This is a genomic window from Halopiger goleimassiliensis (assembly GCF_000455345.1).
GTDB classification, from domain to species: Archaea; Halobacteriota; Halobacteria; order Halobacteriales; family Natrialbaceae; genus Halopiger_A; species Halopiger_A goleimassiliensis.
In genome coordinates this window covers 2,987,712-3,004,177 of record NZ_HG315690.1, presented here as the reverse complement: position 1 = coordinate 3,004,177, position 16,466 = coordinate 2,987,712, and the positions used below count along the sequence as shown (strand labels likewise).

At 63.5% G+C, this 16,466-nt stretch carries 15 protein-coding genes; 8 read left to right on the top strand and 7 right to left on the bottom strand.

The window, feature by feature from the left end; genetic code table 11:
- Positions 1–138: 138 nt before the first annotated feature.
- Together TX79_RS14705 and TX79_RS14700 are read left to right on the top strand one after the other, a co-directional pair.
- Complete coding sequence (locus TX79_RS14705) at positions 139–432, top strand: MarR family transcriptional regulator (RefSeq protein ID WP_049928194.1); 294 nt, start codon at positions 139–141, stop codon at positions 430–432.
- 66 nt (positions 433–498) lie between these two features.
- Complete coding sequence (locus TX79_RS14700) at positions 499–906, top strand: hypothetical protein (protein ID WP_049928193.1); 408 nt, start codon at positions 499–501, stop codon at positions 904–906.
- A gap of 30 nt (positions 907–936) precedes the next feature.
- On the opposite strand, the gene TX79_RS14695 is transcribed toward TX79_RS14700, so the two are convergent.
- Complete coding sequence (locus TX79_RS14695) at positions 937–1,848, bottom strand: NAD+ synthase (protein ID WP_049928191.1); 912 nt, start codon at positions 1,846–1,848, stop codon at positions 937–939.
- 233 nt (positions 1,849–2,081) lie between these two features.
- Between TX79_RS14695 and TX79_RS14690 the strand changes: the two genes are divergently transcribed.
- From TX79_RS14690 to TX79_RS14680, 3 genes are all read left to right on the top strand, one after another.
- Positions 2,082–2,723, top strand: coding sequence for a metal-dependent hydrolase (locus tag TX79_RS14690; RefSeq protein WP_049928188.1), 642 nt, complete (start codon positions 2,082–2,084; stop codon positions 2,721–2,723).
- The gene (locus TX79_RS14685; RefSeq protein WP_049928187.1) at positions 2,723–3,391 is read left to right on the top strand and encodes a metal-dependent hydrolase; all 669 of its coding nucleotides are present in this window, start codon (positions 2,723–2,725) and stop codon (positions 3,389–3,391) included. The genes TX79_RS14690 and TX79_RS14685 overlap by 1 nt, the downstream gene beginning before the upstream one ends.
- Before the next feature lie 146 nt (positions 3,392–3,537).
- Positions 3,538–4,428 carry an NAD-dependent epimerase/dehydratase family protein gene (locus tag TX79_RS14680; protein WP_049928186.1) on the top strand — a complete coding sequence of 297 codons (891 nt, stop codon included), beginning with the start codon at positions 3,538–3,540 and terminating at the stop codon, positions 4,426–4,428.
- A gap of 457 nt (positions 4,429–4,885) precedes the next feature.
- Here TX79_RS14680 and TX79_RS14675 read toward each other — a convergent pair whose 3' ends face one another.
- Positions 4,886–6,754, bottom strand: coding sequence for a PINc/VapC family ATPase (locus TX79_RS14675; RefSeq protein WP_049928185.1), 1,869 nt, complete (start codon positions 6,752–6,754; stop codon positions 4,886–4,888).
- 197 nt (positions 6,755–6,951) lie between these two features.
- Between TX79_RS14675 and TX79_RS14670 the strand changes: the two genes are divergently transcribed.
- Both TX79_RS14670 and TX79_RS14665 read left to right on the top strand, forming a co-directional pair.
- Positions 6,952–8,589 carry a globin-coupled sensor protein gene (locus tag TX79_RS14670; protein ID WP_049928184.1) on the top strand — a complete coding sequence of 546 codons (1,638 nt, stop codon included), beginning with the start codon at positions 6,952–6,954 and terminating at the stop codon, positions 8,587–8,589.
- A 98-nt stretch (positions 8,590–8,687) separates the two neighbouring features.
- Positions 8,688–9,767 (top strand): M20 family metallopeptidase, encoded by a 1,080-nt coding sequence (locus TX79_RS14665; RefSeq protein ID WP_049928183.1) that lies wholly within the window; start codon positions 8,688–8,690, stop codon positions 9,765–9,767.
- Positions 9,768–9,770: 3 nt separating this feature from the next.
- On the opposite strand, the gene TX79_RS14660 is transcribed toward TX79_RS14665, so the two are convergent.
- Positions 9,771–10,154, bottom strand: a complete 384-nt coding sequence (locus TX79_RS14660) for a zinc ribbon domain-containing protein (RefSeq protein WP_195892505.1) — start codon at positions 10,152–10,154, stop codon at positions 9,771–9,773.
- A gap of 434 nt (positions 10,155–10,588) precedes the next feature.
- Positions 10,589–11,344: an MBL fold metallo-hydrolase gene (locus TX79_RS14655; protein WP_049928182.1), complete on the bottom strand. Its 756-nt coding sequence runs from the start codon at positions 11,342–11,344 to the stop codon at positions 10,589–10,591.
- A gap of 438 nt (positions 11,345–11,782) precedes the next feature.
- Between TX79_RS14655 and hisG the strand changes: the two genes are divergently transcribed.
- A complete protein-coding gene (hisG, locus tag TX79_RS14650) occupies positions 11,783–12,643 on the top strand; it encodes an ATP phosphoribosyltransferase (protein WP_049928181.1) in 861 nt (286 codons plus the stop codon).
- 28 nt (positions 12,644–12,671) lie between these two features.
- On the opposite strand, the gene TX79_RS14645 is transcribed toward hisG, so the two are convergent.
- The 3 genes from TX79_RS14645 to TX79_RS19390 all read right to left on the bottom strand — a co-directional run bounded on the left by TX79_RS14645 (position 12,672) and on the right by TX79_RS19390 (position 15,639).
- A complete protein-coding gene (locus TX79_RS14645) occupies positions 12,672–13,235 on the bottom strand; it encodes a hypothetical protein (RefSeq protein ID WP_049928180.1) in 564 nt (187 codons plus the stop codon).
- Positions 13,236–13,864: 629 nt separating this feature from the next.
- Positions 13,865–14,617 carry a hypothetical protein gene (locus TX79_RS19395; RefSeq protein ID WP_154660531.1) on the bottom strand — a complete coding sequence of 251 codons (753 nt, stop codon included), beginning with the start codon at positions 14,615–14,617 and terminating at the stop codon, positions 13,865–13,867.
- Entirely contained in the window at positions 14,617–15,639 is a 1,023-nt protein-coding gene (locus TX79_RS19390) for a hypothetical protein (protein WP_154660530.1), read from the bottom strand. The genes TX79_RS19395 and TX79_RS19390 overlap by 1 nt, the downstream gene beginning before the upstream one ends.
- Between the last annotated feature and the right edge of the window lie 827 nt (positions 15,640–16,466).

Sequence of the window (16,466 nt, the reverse complement as noted above, 5' to 3'; positions counted from 1 at the left end):
ACCGGTTAATCAGGTTAACATTCGGCCACTCGAGGCCGCAGACGCCACATTACTCGTCGAGCATCCACGTAATCTTTCATTACATCTGCGACGGGTAAGGCTCAACTTTTATACTGCTGGGGAATTTCGATTCGTAACATGGAAGAGACTGACGGGGAGGAGATCGAAGACCTTCCACCGAGCGCGAAACTGGTTTTCAAGGTTCTCGAGTACGACGGGCCGCTGACCCAGAAACAGATCGTCGAGGAATCGATGCTGTCGGCCCGGACGGTCCGGTACGCCCTCGAGCGCCTCGAAGAGATCGGTATCGTCGACGAGGACATCTACTTTGCGGACGCTCGACAGAGCCTCTACCGGCTGAAGGAGCCGGTCGCGGCGGACGGCAACGGCGTCGACGAGGCGGCGAAGAAAGACGCCTGCTGTGCCGAATAACCGCCCGCCGGAGCGGGTCGCGAACAGAGCGGTAGGATTATTTTGACGGCCTCGGCCACCCCTGGTATGGACAAGGAGACGGTCCCGCGGACGGGGTGGTTGCTCGTCGGGTTGTTGGCCGCCACGATTCTGGCGAGCGTCGTCAACGCGATCCTCTCGCAGTACGGCTTCTCCGAGGAATATCACGCGATCACGGTCATCACGGCGATGGCACCGGTGTTGATCTACGTCGGCGTCTGGTACGACGACGACCGCCAGCACTACTGGGAGCACTCGACCATTCGTATTCTCGGGGATCTCGTGTTCGTCCTGCTGGGCGCGCTGGCCGGGTCCGCGCTGGTACTGCTCGCGTTGCTCGGCACGTTACCGTGGATCCTGGAAGAAATCGTCGCGATGGCTGGCGGCTTCGCGTTCGGCTGGGGGCTGTTCTGGTGGCGCAACCCGGAACTCTACCGGGAGGACTCCGGGCGGTGAGCACCGATCGCTCGCGACGGAGCGGGGACCTCACCCTGACAGGTCGACCGCACGGTCGAACGGCGGTCGATCGCCGACGCCGGGCGTCGGGGGGACTGTCCGCTTGTGGGCCGTTTCCGCGACGAGCCAGGCGATCGTTCGCGCCGTGGTCCGGTCGATGCCCAGTTCGTCCGCCGCGTCGGTGATCGACGCACCCTCGTCGACGATCCGCCGTAACAGCGGGTCGATTTCCTCGTACGGTGCGCCGAGGTCGTCGGCGTCCCGCTGCCCCTCCCTGAAGCCCGCGCTCGGCTCCTTGCTGACGATCCGACGGGGGATGCCGATCCACTCGGCCAGCGCCTGCACTTCCGTCTTGTAGAGGTCGCCCAGGGGGTAGACGTCGGCCGCGGCGTCCCCGTACTTCGTGACGTAGCCGACCAGTAGTTCCGACCGGTTCGCGGTCCCGAGGACGAGCCGCGAGCGGCGGTTCGCCGCGTAGTACGCACAGGCCATCCGCAGTCGAGCGATCGCGTTGCCTCGCGTTCTGGTGCGATCGTCCGACACTCCGGCGTCGGTATCTGACGGCTCGAGGTCGGGCGTAACGGCTGCCTCGAACGCCTCGAGAACGGGCCGGAGCTGGAGCTCGTGGAACTCGATCCCGAGTCCGTCGGCCATCGTGCGGGCCTCGCTAACGGTGCGTTCGTCGGGCTCGTCACAGGGAAGTCCGAGACCCAGCACGCGATCGCTGCCTACCGCCTCGACGGCGAGCATCGCGGTCACGGTCGAATCGAGGCCGCCGCTCATCGCCACGACGAGGCCCTCCGCGCTCGCGTCGTCGACGGCCGTCCGGATCGCGTCGACGATGCGCGTCCGGACTCGCTCGAGGGTGGTTGGATCCGTGAGAGCCGATCCGGTCTCGCGTTCGACCTCCGAGTAGACGAACGTGCTGTCCTCGATACTCATATGGTTCTATCACCAACCATATCTCTACTTATCGAAGCAACTGTCTGCTATTTATGCCTAATCCTTACACAACTAGCTGTCTCGAGAAACGACGGTTGGCGATCGAACGGACACTCCGAGTCGAAGAGGCGGTCGTCGGCCGGCGTCGGTCGCTCCGTGACCGGTCGTCCGAAGACGACGGCGACCGGCGTCGGCGACGATACGTTTATTTTCGGTACCTCTGAGAAATCGGTATGGCACCGACGCTCGTGAACGTCGCGGTGGGCGTCCTGCTGGGGCTGGCGCTGCTCGGTGCAGCGGCCGACCGACGATCCGTACTGGTCGTCGCCCTCGCGGCCGCGCTCCCGGACCTCGACGCGGTCGCGAGCCTCGTCGTCCACGGCACGACCAACGCCCTCCTCCACACCCTGTTGTTGCCCGGTTTCGCGTTCGTCGTCCTCTACTGGGATACCCGGTACCGCGACCGCTCCTGGCTCGCGGCCCGTTACGGCTGGTACGGCGTGCGGGTCGCGTGGGTCACCCTGGCCGCGTTCGTCGTCGCCGGTATCGGACTGGACCTCTTCGGGTCCGCGGGCGTCGCCCTCCTCTATCCCCTGCACGATCGGTTCTACACGGTCGCCGGCAGGTTCCTCCTCTCGAGCGACGAGGGCGTGATCCTCACGTTCGTCGACAGCGGCGAACTCCTCCCGCTCGAGTCGCCGGGGACGACGGCGGAGCACCACGTCGCGACGTGGGTGAACCCGACGCCGGGGACGGGCCTCGAGACGGGACTCGAGCGCGAACTGCACCTGGTCACGTCGGGCTGGCAACTGGTCGTCGTCGCGACGGCGGCGGTCGCCGCCGCAGTCCGGCTTCGCGAGAGAGGTGATCGCTGATGCCGTCGACGGTCGTCCACGCGGGCGTCGCCCTCCTGCTCGCGGCCGGGCTGTTGCGAGGGGCCTACGATCGGCGCGTGCTCGCCCTCCTCCTCGTCGTGGTCGCACTTCCGGAGGCAGACGCCCTGCTCGGTCCCGTCGTCGACGGCGCTCACCGGACCGTCTTGCACACCCTGACGATTCCGCTCCTCGTCGGGGTGTGGCTCTACTGGGACACCCGCCTGCGCGACCCCGACGACTCGTGGCTCCGCGGTCGCTGGGGCGGCCGGGGCGTCCGCGTCGCCTGGGTCGTCCTGTTCGTCCACGTCTTCGCCCACCTCCTGCTCGATTACGCCCACCTCGAGGGGATCAACGCCCTCTATCCGGCGATCGATCGATTCGTCCGCCTCGAGGGCGAACTGCTCCTCTCGACGGCCGACGGCCTCGTCCAGACGTTCGTCGAGTTCGGCACGGATCCCGAGACCGGCGAGCAGGTTATCGACGCCGGTGCGGTCGGGACCACCGAGGACACCCACGTCGCGAACCCGGTCGAACTCTCCGAGGATCCCGACTCCGACGATCCGATCCTGCTGCCGATCGCAGAGAACGGCTGGGAACTCTACCTCGTCCTGACCGGCGTCTTCGTGGTGATCGCGCGGCGGTTCCAGGATCGTCGCGAGGAGCCGTAGGCCGCCCGCTCGATTCGGGATACTCGTCGTTCGACGCCCTGCCTCTCGTCCACCGGTCCGCTCGAGGGATCGAGTGCGTCGGCCGAACCGTCTCGAGACGCTCACGATATCGGCAGTTTGATACGGGCCAGCGGGCCAGCACCACCATGAACGTTCTCGTCACGGGTGCGACGGGCGGCATCGGTAGCTGGGTCGTCGAACGGCTCGCGACGACAGGTCACGAGGTCGTCGGCGTCGACCTCGAGCGACCGGCCGGTCGCCTCGAGAACGCCAGTTTCTACGCCGCGGATCTCACCGACTACGGCCAGGCGATCGACGTCGTGCGGGCCGAACGACCCGACGCGGTCGTCCACTGCGCCTCGATCCCGCGGATGGGAATTCGACCCGGCAGCGAGACGTTCCACACGAACGTCGCCTGTACGTACAACGTGTTCGACGCCGCCGGGTCCGTCGGCGCGGACGTCGTCTGGACCTCGAGCGAGAGCATCTACGGCATGCCCTTCGCCGCGGAACCCAGGCTCCCCGCGTACCTGCCGATCGACGAGGAACACCCCCTCGAGCCGGAGGATCCCTACGGAACCTCGAAACTGGTCGGCGAGGAACTCGCCGAGATGATCGTCCGCCGGGCGGGCATCTCCGTCGTCTCGCTCCGGCCGTCGTGGGTGAACTACCCGGGTGCGTACGAGGTGGCCGCGGTCCGGGAGGCGTTCGACCCCGACGACCCCGAACCGGTGGGTCACTTCTGGTCGTACATCGACGTCCGCGACGTGGTCTCGCTGGTCGAACGCGCCCTCGAGGCCGACGTCGAGGGCCACGAGCCCTACCTCGCGGTCGCCGAGGACAACTACCTGGGTCGGCCGACAGCGGAGACGATCGACGCCGCCTTCGGGAATCTGCCCTCGCCCTGCGACCTCTCGGGCACGGAGGCCGCCTTCTCGACGGCGAAGGCCCGCCGGGAGCTGGGGTGGGAGCCCGACCACACCTGGGAGACGGCCGAAGCCGAGTCGGTTCCGGGGCCGTCGTTCCTCGAGCCGTAGTGTGGTCTCGGTTCGCTCGAGTGCGACTGTGGCGTTTCGACGCCGGCCACGGTGGATGCGGTCCGTTCTCGCGGTATTGGTCTCGAGTAGCTATCGGACGAACCGGCTGATCAGTAGAGTTGCCAACTGAACAGTGAGTTCGCACGGAAGCTGTCGAAATGAAGCGTTCCTGCTCTCGTGGACACGGGGAGTGGCCACACCCTCCCCAGCCGATTCGCTCACTCCGTTCGCTCATCCCTCGCGCGGTTTCATCGAGCGGCCTCCCTTTCGGTCGGCCGCTCGACAGCACGCGCCACCGCAAACTGGAACGGTATGGACGGAACGATACCTATACGGTCTATACGTGCCGTTTGCGAGCGGTTGGAAAGAAGGTGCGGGACCCGTTCTCTGACGGTTTCCACCAGACACTCCTTCATCGCGACGACGCCGAAACGAGCGAGTCGCCGCGCTCGCCCCTCTACGACGACGGGACGACAGTAATCGGATCCTTTCGATCGATCGCCTGCTCGAGTTCGTCGGCGATCGCACTGCCTCGAGACACCTGGATTTCCCCGCCGCGGCTGACCGTCGCGGTGAAGAGGTAGTCGCCGCCGGCCTGGACTTCGACGGTTTCGCCGTGGTTGCCGTCGACCGGGATCACGATGTGTCGCGAGGTCACTTCCGGCGTGACCATCTGCCCGGCGGCCTGGCCGCCGTCGCTGCTCGCGCCGGCGCTTCCGCCGCCCGCGCCGTAGTTGGGGTTCTCGTCGTGGGTCCGGACGTCGATGTCGATCCCGAGGCGGTTCTCGACGTCCGTGATGCGGCCGCCGCCCTTGCCGATGACGCTCGAGATGTCGTCCTCCTCGACGTAGACGACGGCCTTATCCTGGCTCCGGAGTTCGACGTCGACGTAGCCCCGGGCGATCGAGCGGATCTCGCGTTCGATCTCCTGTTTGGCGATGCGGTCGACGCCGGACTCGCTGCCGGGGCCGCCCTCCTCCTCTTTGAGGGGGACGGTGACGACCTGCCGGTTGAAGGTGTAGATCTCGTACTCGGGTTCACCGGTCTCGAAGTTGGTGACCTGGATGACCGGCCGCGCGAGGTCCTCCTCCGTGAGGCCCGCAGGGACCTTGACCTCCGTTTTCACGTCGTAGACGGTGTCGACTTCGCCGGCCTCGATGTAGACGACGGTGTCGACGACCTGGGGGATCATCCCGAGTTCGACCCGTCCCACGAGGCGCTGGAGGGCGTCGATCGCGCGCGTCGCGTGGACGACGCCGATCATGCCGACGCCCGCGAGTCGCATGTCCGCGAAGACCTCGAAGTCGTCGGTCTTGCGGACCTCGTCGTAGATCGTGTAGTCCGGCCGGACCATCAGCAGAGCGTCGGCCGTGTTGGCCATCTCGCCGCCGAGTTCGGTGTACTGGGTGATCTCCGGGCCGACCTGCAGGTCCCGCGGTTTCTCCATCGTCTTGACCGCGTAGTCGTGATCGGAGATGAACCGCGCGACCGCCTGCGCGAACGTCGACTTCCCCGCTCCGGGAGCCCCCGAGATGAGGACGCCGCGCTGGCGCTCCAGAAGGCGGTCTTTCAGCTCCTCGGCGTTCTCGTAGTCCTCGATGTCGGTCTGGGCGATCGGGCGGACGGCGGTGATCTCGATGCCGTCGGAGAACGGCGGGCGACCGACCGCGATCCGGAAGTCCCGGAACTGGACGATCTTCATCCCTGGCTGGGAGAGCTCGAGGAACCCGTCGGAGGACTCCTTCGCGGCGTCGACGATCTCCCGGGCGTACTCGTCCATCGTCTCCTCGTCGAGTGGGTCGTCGGCGATGGCCTGGTAGTGCATGTCGCCGAGTTCGCCGCGTTTGGCCTTCGGCACGGCCCCCGTCTTGAGGTGGACGCTCATCGTCTGCTCGTCGAAGTAGTTCTCGACGGTGAGCGCCCCCACCTCGCGGACCTCGGGGGAGACGTGTTCGACGTCCAGCCCCTTCGCCCGGGCGACTTCGGCCTGGACGACGTCGCTGGTGAGGAACGTGGCCTCGAGGTCCTCCGCGAGGTCGCGGATGAGAGCGTCGATTTCTCCCTCGGAGGCGTGGCCCCGCTCGATGGCGTTGGGCCGCTCGCCGACGTACTCGAGGTCGATGACGCCCTCGTCGGCCAACTCGGCGAGGCGCTGGAGTTCCTCGAGTCCGTCCCAGCCGCTCTCGATGCCGTCGTTGGCCTGTGCCTCGAGTTCCGCGACGACGGCTTCCGGCACCGAAATCGTCGCTCCCTCGAACTGCCCGTCGTCGATCGTCGCCGAGACGCGGCCGTCGATGACCACGCTCGTATCCGGCACGACGTTCATGCCGAAACGTTGGCCATCCGCGTGTATAAGGCTGCGGGAGACGATCGCGGCCGGTTCTCACAGCCGTAGCAGGGATCGACCGCTACCGGCGACGTTGGATCGGTCGCCACCGGCGCTCGTTTCCGGCCGTTGTCGGACGTTCCTATCGGCCGGGAACACTCACGATACCTTATACGACGGTGCGAACACGTTCCCGTATGGATCCGGCGGAGACGTTCGGACACGGCGGACTGAACGCGTTCGTCGACCCCGACGAACTGACCGACCGCATCGGTCTCGACGACGAGGAGATCGCCTGGCGGAAGGCGTTTCTGGGCTTCGACGCCGAGGACGAACGGCGGCTGTCGGCCCTCGAGCCGTTGCTTCGCGACGAGCAGGATCGGATCGCCGACGACTTCTACGAGAACCTCCTCGAGCACGAGGAGACGCGGGCGGTCATCGAGCGCTCGCCCAAAAGCGTCGAGGCGCTGAAGGAGACCCAGCGGGCCTACCTCGTCTCGCTGGCTACCGGCGACTACGACCGGGATTACTTCGCGACCCGCGCCCGGATCGGCAAACTCCACGAACTGCTCGATATGCCGCTGAAACACTACATCGGGCAGTACGGCGTCTACTACCAGTTGCTCCTCGAGCGACTGAACGAGCGCGCCCAGCGACAGGTCGTCGACGCCGTCACGGAGTGGGCCGCCGACCGCGAGGCCGACGGCGGCGGTCTCGAGGGGATCGCCGACGCGCTCGGGTTCGGCGGGAGCGACCCCGAGGCCCCGTCGCTCGAGGCGTCGTTCGAGGCGACGCTCAGGGGGGCGATCGACGACGCGATGGCCGACGTGCTCTCGCTACTGCGGGTCGTTACCCTCGACGTACAGGTCGCGGTGGACACGTACGTCGACTCGTACGCACAGCGGCTCGAGCGGTCGATCGAGCGGCGTCGACGGCTGGCCCACGAGGTCGAGGCCGACGTCCAGGAACCGATCGAGGAACTCCACGAGACGAGCGAGGTGGTCGCCAACCGTGCCGAGGCGATCAGCGACCACACCGCGACCCAGGCCGCGGCGATCGAACGCGCGGCCGGCGAACTCCAGGAGATCAGCGCGGCCGTCGAGGAGGTCTCGAGCGTCGCCGACGAGGTCGAGGCCGAGAGCGATCGGACCGAACGGCTCGCGGCCGCGGGCGTCGAGTCGGCCGACGACGCGCTCGACGACCTCGCGGCGATCGAGGAAGCGACCGACCGGGCCGCCGCGGCCGTCGCCGACCTCGAGTCGCGGATCGACGAGGTCGACGAGACCCTCGAACGACTCGACGACCTCGCCGAGCGAACGTCTCTCCTGGCGACGAACGCGAAGATCGAGTCCTCCCGAACGGGGGTCGACGACGCGACGCTCGAGGTCATCGCCGACGAGGTGCGATCGTTCGCCGAGCGGACGAAAGCCGACGTCTCGGCGATCGAAACCGCGGTCGAGGCCGTTCGCGAGGACGCCGCCGAAACCGTCGAGGCGACGACTGAGGTGGTCGACCGCGTCGAAGACGGCACGGATAGCGTCCGGGAGACGGTCGACTCGCTCGAGGGGATCCACGACGCCGCCCGGACGACCGCCGCGGGGATGGGCGACGTCTCCGCCGCGACCGACCAGCAGGCCCGGAGCGTCGACGCGACCGCCGAGACCGTCGAGGACGTCGCCGAGACGGCCGACCGGGTCGCGGCGGCCGCCGAGTCGCTGGCGGCCGCGAGCGAGGAACAGACCGCGAGCCTCCGAACCGTCAGCGAGACGGTCCGGCGGCTCACTGCGGACGACGAGGACGCCGATCACACACCGGTCTACGAACGCGTTTCGTAGGCCCGACGCGAATCGACTCGTCCGCGTCGGTTCTCGGCGAGGGGATCAGCGTCGACTCGCGCGATGGACACAACAGCATCGATCCCGTAGCGGTCCCCATGAGCATCCGCGAGGTAACCCGCGACCTCGTCTCGATCCCCAGCCACGAGGACGAGACGGCCGCGGGGGACTACGTCGAGTCGTGGCTCGAGCGCGAAACGGACGCCGACGTTCGACGGGACGCCGTCGGCAACGTGATCGCCCGCCGTGGCAGCGGCGAGTCGTCGCTGGCCCTCGTCGGTCACCACGACGTCGTCGCGCCCGACGAGAGTCAGGTCGCCGAGGACGGCACCGAGTACTGCCTCGAGGAACGGGACGGCCGCCTCTACGGACGCGGCACGGCCGACATGAAGGGAGCGGTCGCGGCCGCCATGCGGGCGTTCGCCGACGCCGATCCGGCGGGCGAACTGGTGTTCGCGAGTTTCGTCGGCGAGGAGGTCGGCGGCGTCGGCGCGCGCCACGCCATCGACGAGGGCTTTGCCCCTGACTACGCCGTCGTCGGGGAGGGATCGACCGGCTACTCGAGCCCCGGCGTCACGGACGTTGCCGTCGCCCACAAGGGTAGACGCGGGAGCACGATCACCGCCGTCGGCAGCGCGGCCCACGCGAGCGAGGCCGAGGCCGGCGAGAACGCGATCTACCGGGCGACCGACGCCGTCGACGTCGTTCGCGACCTCGAGCCGCCCACAGTGGAGGTCGCGGGCGAGCGACTCGAGGGGAGCGTCGTCGTCACCGAAATCGAGGGCGGCACCGCGTGGAACGTCGTCCCGGATCGCTGCGAGCTCACCGTCGACGAACGGACGGTCCCAGGCGAGCGGGCGTCGCTCGAGCGCGTCGAGGAGATTTCGGGCGTCGAGTGGACCGTCGACCAGGATCTGCCACCGATGCAGTGTGAGGACGCGGCGTTCGCCGAGCGGGTGCTCGAGGCGGCCGACGCCGCCCAGCCGGAATCGCCCGACCTCGTGACGAAACCCCACGCGACGGACGCCGGCTGGCTCTCGGAAGCCGGCACCGAGTGCGTGGTCTGTGGTCCCGCCGAACCCGGCGAGGCCCACACGGCCGACGAGAGCGTCTCGATCGAGATCCTCGAGTGCTGCTACGAGACCTACCGCGCGATCGCGTCGAACTGGCCGCGATAGCGCTCAGTCGCGGTTCCGATCGGCGCTCGCGTCCGACTCGGGATCGTCGATCAACGCGTCCGTATCGTCCCCGTCGGCCGATTCGCCCCTCTCGCCGGCGGGCGATTCGACGGCCGCGTCGCCAGTCCCGTCAGCGGCGGCGTCGGTCCCTTCGGACTCGTCCCGGGCCGCCTCGAGGTCGCTCCCCTCGCCCGCGTCCGTTCCGTCTTCCGACGCGTCCTCGAGGGCGAAGATCGACGGACTGCCGCAGTCGGGACACTCCTCCCGGGCCGTGTAGAAGCGCGCGCCGCAGTTCTCGCAAGCGTGGGTCGCCTCCTCGTCGGCCGCCTGCTTCGCCTCGTGCGTGAACTCGCCGACCTTTCGGCCGAGGTTCTCGAAGAATCCCATTATCGGGTAAAGGTCGTCGACCCGGATAACTCTTGACCGGATTCGGGTGAAACAATCCGGTCCCTGGATAGTCTGGAAGCGGCTCTTACCCCTCTGAGGGGAATGTCGGCGAACGGTGAGTATCGGCCGTGTAGTTGTCGTTCCGTTCGCCATCATTCGTCGTGCGGTGGCGTGCGCTGTCGATCGGGCGAGCGACCGCGAGGCCGATCGACGTAGTCGCGCGAGGGATGAGCGACCGGAGGGAGCGAATCGGATGGGGAGGGCGTGGCCACTCCTCGAGTCCACGATAGCAGGACGCTTTCTTCCGTCATCCACTCCCTCGAGCACCCTGTCCAATCGGTCTGGCCAATCAGTATACCGAGTCCCCTGTTGGGTTACTGGAACGGGACTGAACCCACTCCTGAGAATCGTGCGATACCACTCTCGTTCGACTGTTAATTTTCGTCGAGCGCGACGGGCACGCCGCGGCTCGCGACGTCGCCCGCGAAGGCCCGCGAGTCGGCCTCGAGGTCGGGGAAGGTGTTGTAGTGGATCGGCACCACGAGGTCGGGTGCGAGGCGCTCGGCGAGGACGGCCGCGTCGTGGCGGTCCATCGTGAAGTGCTGCGCGATGGAGGGGAGCAACACCGACACCTCGAGGTCGTCGTGTGCGTCGATGACGTCCGAGTCGCCGGTCCAGAAGCAGGGCACGCCGTCGACGGTCAGCACGAAGCCGCAGCCGAACCCCTCCGGATGGAGTGGCTCGCCGTCGGTCGCGTTCGGCCCGTCGGGGTGGTTGTAGGCCGGCACGACCTCGACGTCGACGCCGGCGACGGTCAGTTCGTCGCCGTAGCCGACGCGTCGCACGTCGTACGGGAGTTCCTCCGGCGCGACGACGTCCCGGCCCCCGGCCGAGATCCGGTCGGCGGAGACGTCCTCGTAGACGACCAGCGTCGCGTCCTCGCTCGCGACCCGGTCGATCCCGTCGTCGTCGTAGTGGTGGTCGTGGGTGACGACCACGAGGTCGCCGTCCCGCGCGTCGTAGGGCTCGTTGTCCGGATGGGCGGCCTCGCCGTACCGTTCGCCCCAGGTACCGTCGAGCGTCCCGTACCGGCCGGGATCGGTGTAGACGACGGTGCCGTCTGCGGCTTCGATGCGGGCGGTCGCGTAGCCGAGCCACTCGAGCGTCAGGTCGCCGTAATCGATGGCCATATCCGCCGTTGGCGCCCGCGGTTCAAAAACCTCGAGCTCTCGCACAGTCGCCGATGTAACCCGTTTTCTCGAGGCGTTCCGTCACGGCGGAAGCCGGCCCGGGAACGTAGTCCGATCGGAGAGGACTACCGTCCGATGGCCACGCGAGCGCCCTCGAGCGGGGTGAGTACCGGTGACCGACTCCTCCGCCGAGGGGGCGGAGCGTACCGCGGCGTCCGAGGCTCGAAGCGGTGGTTACGGCTCGCCCGTGTCTTCGGGAACGATCGGAGGACGTCGGCCAGCGTGGCCGAATCGGTGAACCGGCCATCGTCCTCGCGGTTACGCGACATACGGTCTCGTTTAAGGGTCTCGACGATACGGCTGTTGGTGTACGTCCCTGGGGTGAAGGAATAGCCCCGATGAAAAGACAGTTCCGCGCCGACGCCCAACCCCCTGTCAATGCGAATCGCCGTTCCCAACAAGGGCCGCCTGCACGAGCCGACGATCGACCTCTTAGAGCGGGCGGGCCTGCACCTCGAGAACGGTGCCGACCGCAAACTCTACGCCGACACCGTCGACCCCGACGTCTCGGTGCTGTTCGCCCGCGCGGCGGACATCCCGGAGTACGTCGCCGACGGCGCGGCCGACCTGGGGATCACGGGCTACGACCAGGTCCGCGAAGCGCGCGTCGACAACGTCTCGGAACTGCTGGACCTGGAGTTCGGTCGCTGTCGCCTCGTCCTCGCGGCCCCCGAGGACGGCGACATCGAGTCGGTCGCGGACCTCGAGGGCGGCACCGTCGCCACCGAGTTCCCGAACATTACGCGCGAGTTCTTCGCGGAGACGGGCGTCGAGCCCGACATCGTCGAGGTTTCGGGCGCGACGGAGCTGACGCCGCACGTCGAGATGGCCGACGCCATCGTCGACATCACCTCGACCGGCACCACGCTGAAGATGAACCGACTCGCGGTGGTCGAGGAGGTCCTCGCGAGTTCCGTCCGGCTATTCGGCCGCGATGACGTCCTCGACGATCCCAAGGTCGAGGAGGTCCGGACCGCGCTGTCGTCGGTCAAACAGGCCGAGGGGAAGCGCTACCTGATGATGAACGTCCCCGAGTCCCGCCTCGAGGACGTCCGCGACGTCATCCCCGGGATGGGCGGGCCGACGGTGATGGACATCGCCGGGGAGGAGGCCGGCGAGGGGAAGGTGGCCGTCCACGCCGTCGTCGACGAGCGCGACGTCTTCGAGACGATCACCGAGGTCAAGAAGGCCGGCGCGAGCGACGTGCTGGTTACGGAGATCGAACGACTCGTCGAGTGAGTTTGTTAGCGTTCGTCGAGTGAGACTGTCAGGACTCGTCGTCGCCGTCGATTCCGTCGCGGTTGTCCCCGAACGTCTCCGAGTCGCGGTCGGCCCCGCCGAAATCGTCGTCCTCGAGCGGATCTGAATCCCGGTCGATCCCCGGGTCAGCGCCCGACTCGAGGTCGAACTCGTCGGTCGCGAGGTCCTCGCCGTCGACGCTGATCGCGCCGTCCTGGATCTCGATGGTGACGCCCTCGGCGTCCGGCGACCGGCCGAGCGCGCGGTTGGCCGTCGACTCGACGGTCTGGTTGACCGAGAGGACGAACCGGAGGACCGACTCGAGTTCGGTGCCGGCCTCGCGGAGGGGTCGCTGGGTCGCGAGTTCGCCGATGCTCTGTGCCCCCTCGGGGTGGAGGTACTGGATCGGGTGATCGGTCGGCACCTCGCGGAGGTCGACCTCGAACGACCAGAGATAGGGGAGTAGCTGGATGGCGTACCCCTTCGGTTTCGGTGCCTTGCGGCCGATGGCCGTCGCGGCGACGCCGATAGCCGTCGATCCGGTGTCGGTATCGTAGTAGACGCCCGGCAGCGCGGGGATCGAGACTCGCATATCCGGTAGGAGTCACCGACCACTGGTGAGTACACACCTGGCACTGCCACGGTCCTTTTACGTTCGAGTGGGTGTTTTCTGCTCGAGGGGAGATTCTGCGGATATTCAGTCGTGGGTGTACGTGACCGCGAACACCTCGAAAGCCCTCGCCGCTGTCGCGGTCGCTCAGCGACATATCCGCGCAAGCGCGGATAGGGGTCGCTGAGACGACTACAGTAAACGCGACAGCGGCTCGCCCTTTCAGTCCACCAGGGAGGGGCCTGCCCTTCCCCGGGTCGCTCGAGGCCGCGCGTGGTCCGCGGCCTCGATCTCCCGGCCGTGGCACGCCAGTGGATTGCGGATCGTTGAGCGAGCCGAAGGCTTGCTATCTGGTTCCGGAACGACGAGGGTGAACTCGAGATCTCCACCCGACTGTTGTGAACACGAGCCGTTATTTTCGCTGTCTTCCGTTCACCCACTGGTCAGTACTGGCTCCTGGATCGTGGGTTCAGGGAGGGAATACACGCCGGGTTGATGCAATTCGATGTCGATTCCGCGGAGGTGAACACGGCTAAAGCGCCTTCGTGTTCATATTCGGGAAATTAGTATTCGAGATGTGCAACCCCTGGGGAGCAGATCAATAGCGTCCCTCAAAGCGCTAACAGAGTTTCCCATTCGATCTCTCTGGTGGACTCCTTATAGTCGACCTGCACTTTGGTCAACGCCATTTTTTGTGTTGAAGAGTCATGACGAAATTGTAGATCCATAGTTTGGAGACCTTTTCCTGAAAATGAAAGAGTCTCTATAATCTCGTCAGCATATTCCTCTCCTTTGTAGCGGGCATATACATTCTCTGGAAGGTCAATGACTATTTCAAACTCGTGAGCCCGTTCACTATCATTTACTACTTCGATATGCCCTGGTCTTCCTTCCTCGTAATTCTCGAATATCGTAAGACCATCTGGAACGATCGTGATGGAGACATCATCAGAAAATCTCTTGAAAGGTAAGATGCTGAGGATGTACACCATCACGATGATCACAACAGGTAGAAGTGGTAACCCAAACACAATAAGACCTCGGTTTGTTTCAGGATCTACAGTAGGTAAGAGACTCTTACTCAAGCCATGAGATAGCAAGTACACGAAGAATAGTGTTGCTAATCGCAATGTCCACACACTAATTTCCTCTATTCTAACAACCAAGGGTATTGGTATAGACACAGTTTTCTCAAAACTATATACAATAGATAAAAGAATTAAATGAACTCCGCCAATAACCAAGAACGCTAATCCTACTTCTAAGCGGATATAGCCGTTAAGGGTCTCTGTTCCGATTAACCCCAAAACACCAACAATAAGCGAAAGGGTATATTGGACCTCAAATTGGAACTTTCTCCCCATTATAGCTTATCAATATAATACTCTTTGTAATAAGAATACACGAATTCAAAAGCTTCCTCAACAATATCCACGTCACCATCCTTTCCCGTTTTCTTTTTAATCCTAATCCTGCCGAGCCTTTCATTATATCCGATATTAAATCCGAAGTTTGTGTCTTTATAGATGAGATCACCCTTCATTTGAGCAATTTTCCCATTCTTATCTTCTGTTAGAGTCTTCACTGTGTCATTATCGAAGATATCCTGGTTTCCTTCAAGATCTGCTTTTTGAAGAGCGCCACCAGATAGACGAATATGTACGGTATGGACGCTAATTAGAGGATTATGACTTCCTGAACCGTAGTTCGTAAGGCTTTGCTGAGCGCGCTTATCTGCTAACCCAGATGATAGATCATCTATGAATCCTTTCACATATGTTTTTGCATCGTCTGGATGAACGCCGTCATGGCCTACACCCTCGATATCGACACCAACTTCTTCAAGTGCCGACATCACTTCTCCTAATTTCCCAAAATTGTCGCCGATTATGTGCACAATGCCCTCATCAAGATGGAATTCGAATCCAAAGTCATATAATTTAGTTCTTGTTCTTAAATTATCGAATGGGTCTGATTCATAGGTAGTGGTCTGAGTCCAATAGATACCAGTGACCAGTTTCGGCGATGATTTATTCACTTTAAAACCAGGCTCAATTAATTCATCTCCATCAAAACTAGCCTCATTAATCCGGAGGGCTTCTTGGAGTTCTTCGTGATCCTCCTGAGGAGTAGCGTCGGGTAAACCTTCAATCGTTCCGACATAGTATCCATGTGGAGATGACTCCTTCTGGATCATGACGAGCATTTTCTTCAACTCGTCAAATTCATCCTCAGTCCATTTTTCTGAAAGAAGAGCAGTGATCATATTATCAATCGTTCGCGGGTGAACATCCAACCCTCTTTTATCAACTAACTCTTTTAGATGAGAAGCTTTGATAGAATCGCTTTCCAAAATGTTCCTGATCTTGTCCTTATCAACTGACATGGATGCATCTATTATTTGGGATCTATTTGAACCTTCCCCTGGAACGGATAATCCGATATTTCCGCTATAACCCCTGTTTCAAGTTCTTTATTTGGAGTTCGACTGTTGCATTGTCGAATTGCTTTAGCTGCCGTCAATACGTGTTGTTCGGCTATCTCGTCTGCCAACTCGAGCGCGGCGCGTACTCTACGCGCAGCGCAATTGCCCTGTTCCCTAGGGGCTTGCGGACGGAGCGTGGTTCTGACAATAGATTGGAGACCATTTTCCGGCTCTCCATGTTATTTCTCCACTGAGGTTCTTTTCCGGTTTATATTCGGTAATTTTAATATCTTCTGAAGAATTACAGCCTGGTTCTATACATCCAGGGCCAGAAAGACCTTTCTGAAAAAGACGAGGTCCACAAGATGGGCAAGCGCGACCCATCTCTTTGGTCGACTCCATTTCTTCGACTCTATACTGTGGTTTATTTCCAGTACTAGGCTTAAACCTATTTCCGCAGAAATAGCAGCCCCTCATATGTGAAATGATGGCACAGCTACTCTATACCGATTTCCCCTGAAATGGAATCCTATTGGACCACCGTTTCGACTGTTTCTCGTGGAACAGGAGGTTCGAGTGGAACCCCGCAGAAGGAGGGGCGGGTGCTGTATTTTTTCGCTTTTGTCCCCTTGGGGACACTGCGGAATCGGAGCGGTTGATTTAGACCTTGTTTCCTCTTTCCCAGAGCGGGACACGGTACTAACCAGTCAGCATCCTAACGTTCTTTACGGTAGATTGCGTACCGTGCAGACGCGCACGAAAGTGCGCTGAGCCGGAGCCCAAGGCGC

What these genes read in the sequence shown, in the direction of transcription:
- TX79_RS14705 (WP_049928194.1), top strand. Translation starts at nt 139, where the DNA reads ATGGAAGAGACTGACGGGGAGGAGATCGAAGACCTTCCACCGAGCGCG.
- TX79_RS14700 (WP_049928193.1), top strand. Translation starts at nt 499, where the DNA reads ATGGACAAGGAGACGGTCCCGCGGACGGGGTGGTTGCTCGTCGGGTTG.
- TX79_RS14695 (WP_049928191.1), bottom strand. Translation starts at nt 1,848, where the DNA reads ATGAGTATCGAGGACAGCACGTTCGTCTACTCGGAGGTCGAACGCGAG.
- TX79_RS14690 (WP_049928188.1), top strand. Translation starts at nt 2,082, where the DNA reads ATGGCACCGACGCTCGTGAACGTCGCGGTGGGCGTCCTGCTGGGGCTG.
- TX79_RS14685 (WP_049928187.1), top strand. Translation starts at nt 2,723, where the DNA reads ATGCCGTCGACGGTCGTCCACGCGGGCGTCGCCCTCCTGCTCGCGGCC.
- TX79_RS14680 (WP_049928186.1), top strand. Translation starts at nt 3,538, where the DNA reads ATGAACGTTCTCGTCACGGGTGCGACGGGCGGCATCGGTAGCTGGGTC.
- TX79_RS14675 (WP_049928185.1), bottom strand. Translation starts at nt 6,754, where the DNA reads ATGAACGTCGTGCCGGATACGAGCGTGGTCATCGACGGCCGCGTCTCG.
- TX79_RS14670 (WP_049928184.1), top strand. Translation starts at nt 6,952, where the DNA reads ATGGATCCGGCGGAGACGTTCGGACACGGCGGACTGAACGCGTTCGTC.
- TX79_RS14665 (WP_049928183.1), top strand. Translation starts at nt 8,688, where the DNA reads ATGAGCATCCGCGAGGTAACCCGCGACCTCGTCTCGATCCCCAGCCAC.
- TX79_RS14660 (WP_195892505.1), bottom strand. Translation starts at nt 10,154, where the DNA reads ATGGGATTCTTCGAGAACCTCGGCCGAAAGGTCGGCGAGTTCACGCAC.
- TX79_RS14655 (WP_049928182.1), bottom strand. Translation starts at nt 11,344, where the DNA reads ATGGCCATCGATTACGGCGACCTGACGCTCGAGTGGCTCGGCTACGCG.
- hisG (WP_049928181.1), top strand. Translation starts at nt 11,783, where the DNA reads ATGCGAATCGCCGTTCCCAACAAGGGCCGCCTGCACGAGCCGACGATC.
- TX79_RS14645 (WP_049928180.1), bottom strand. Translation starts at nt 13,235, where the DNA reads ATGCGAGTCTCGATCCCCGCGCTGCCGGGCGTCTACTACGATACCGAC.
- TX79_RS19395 (WP_154660531.1), bottom strand. Translation starts at nt 14,617, where the DNA reads ATGGGGAGAAAGTTCCAATTTGAGGTCCAATATACCCTTTCGCTTATT.
- TX79_RS19390 (WP_154660530.1), bottom strand. Translation starts at nt 15,639, where the DNA reads ATGTCAGTTGATAAGGACAAGATCAGGAACATTTTGGAAAGCGATTCT.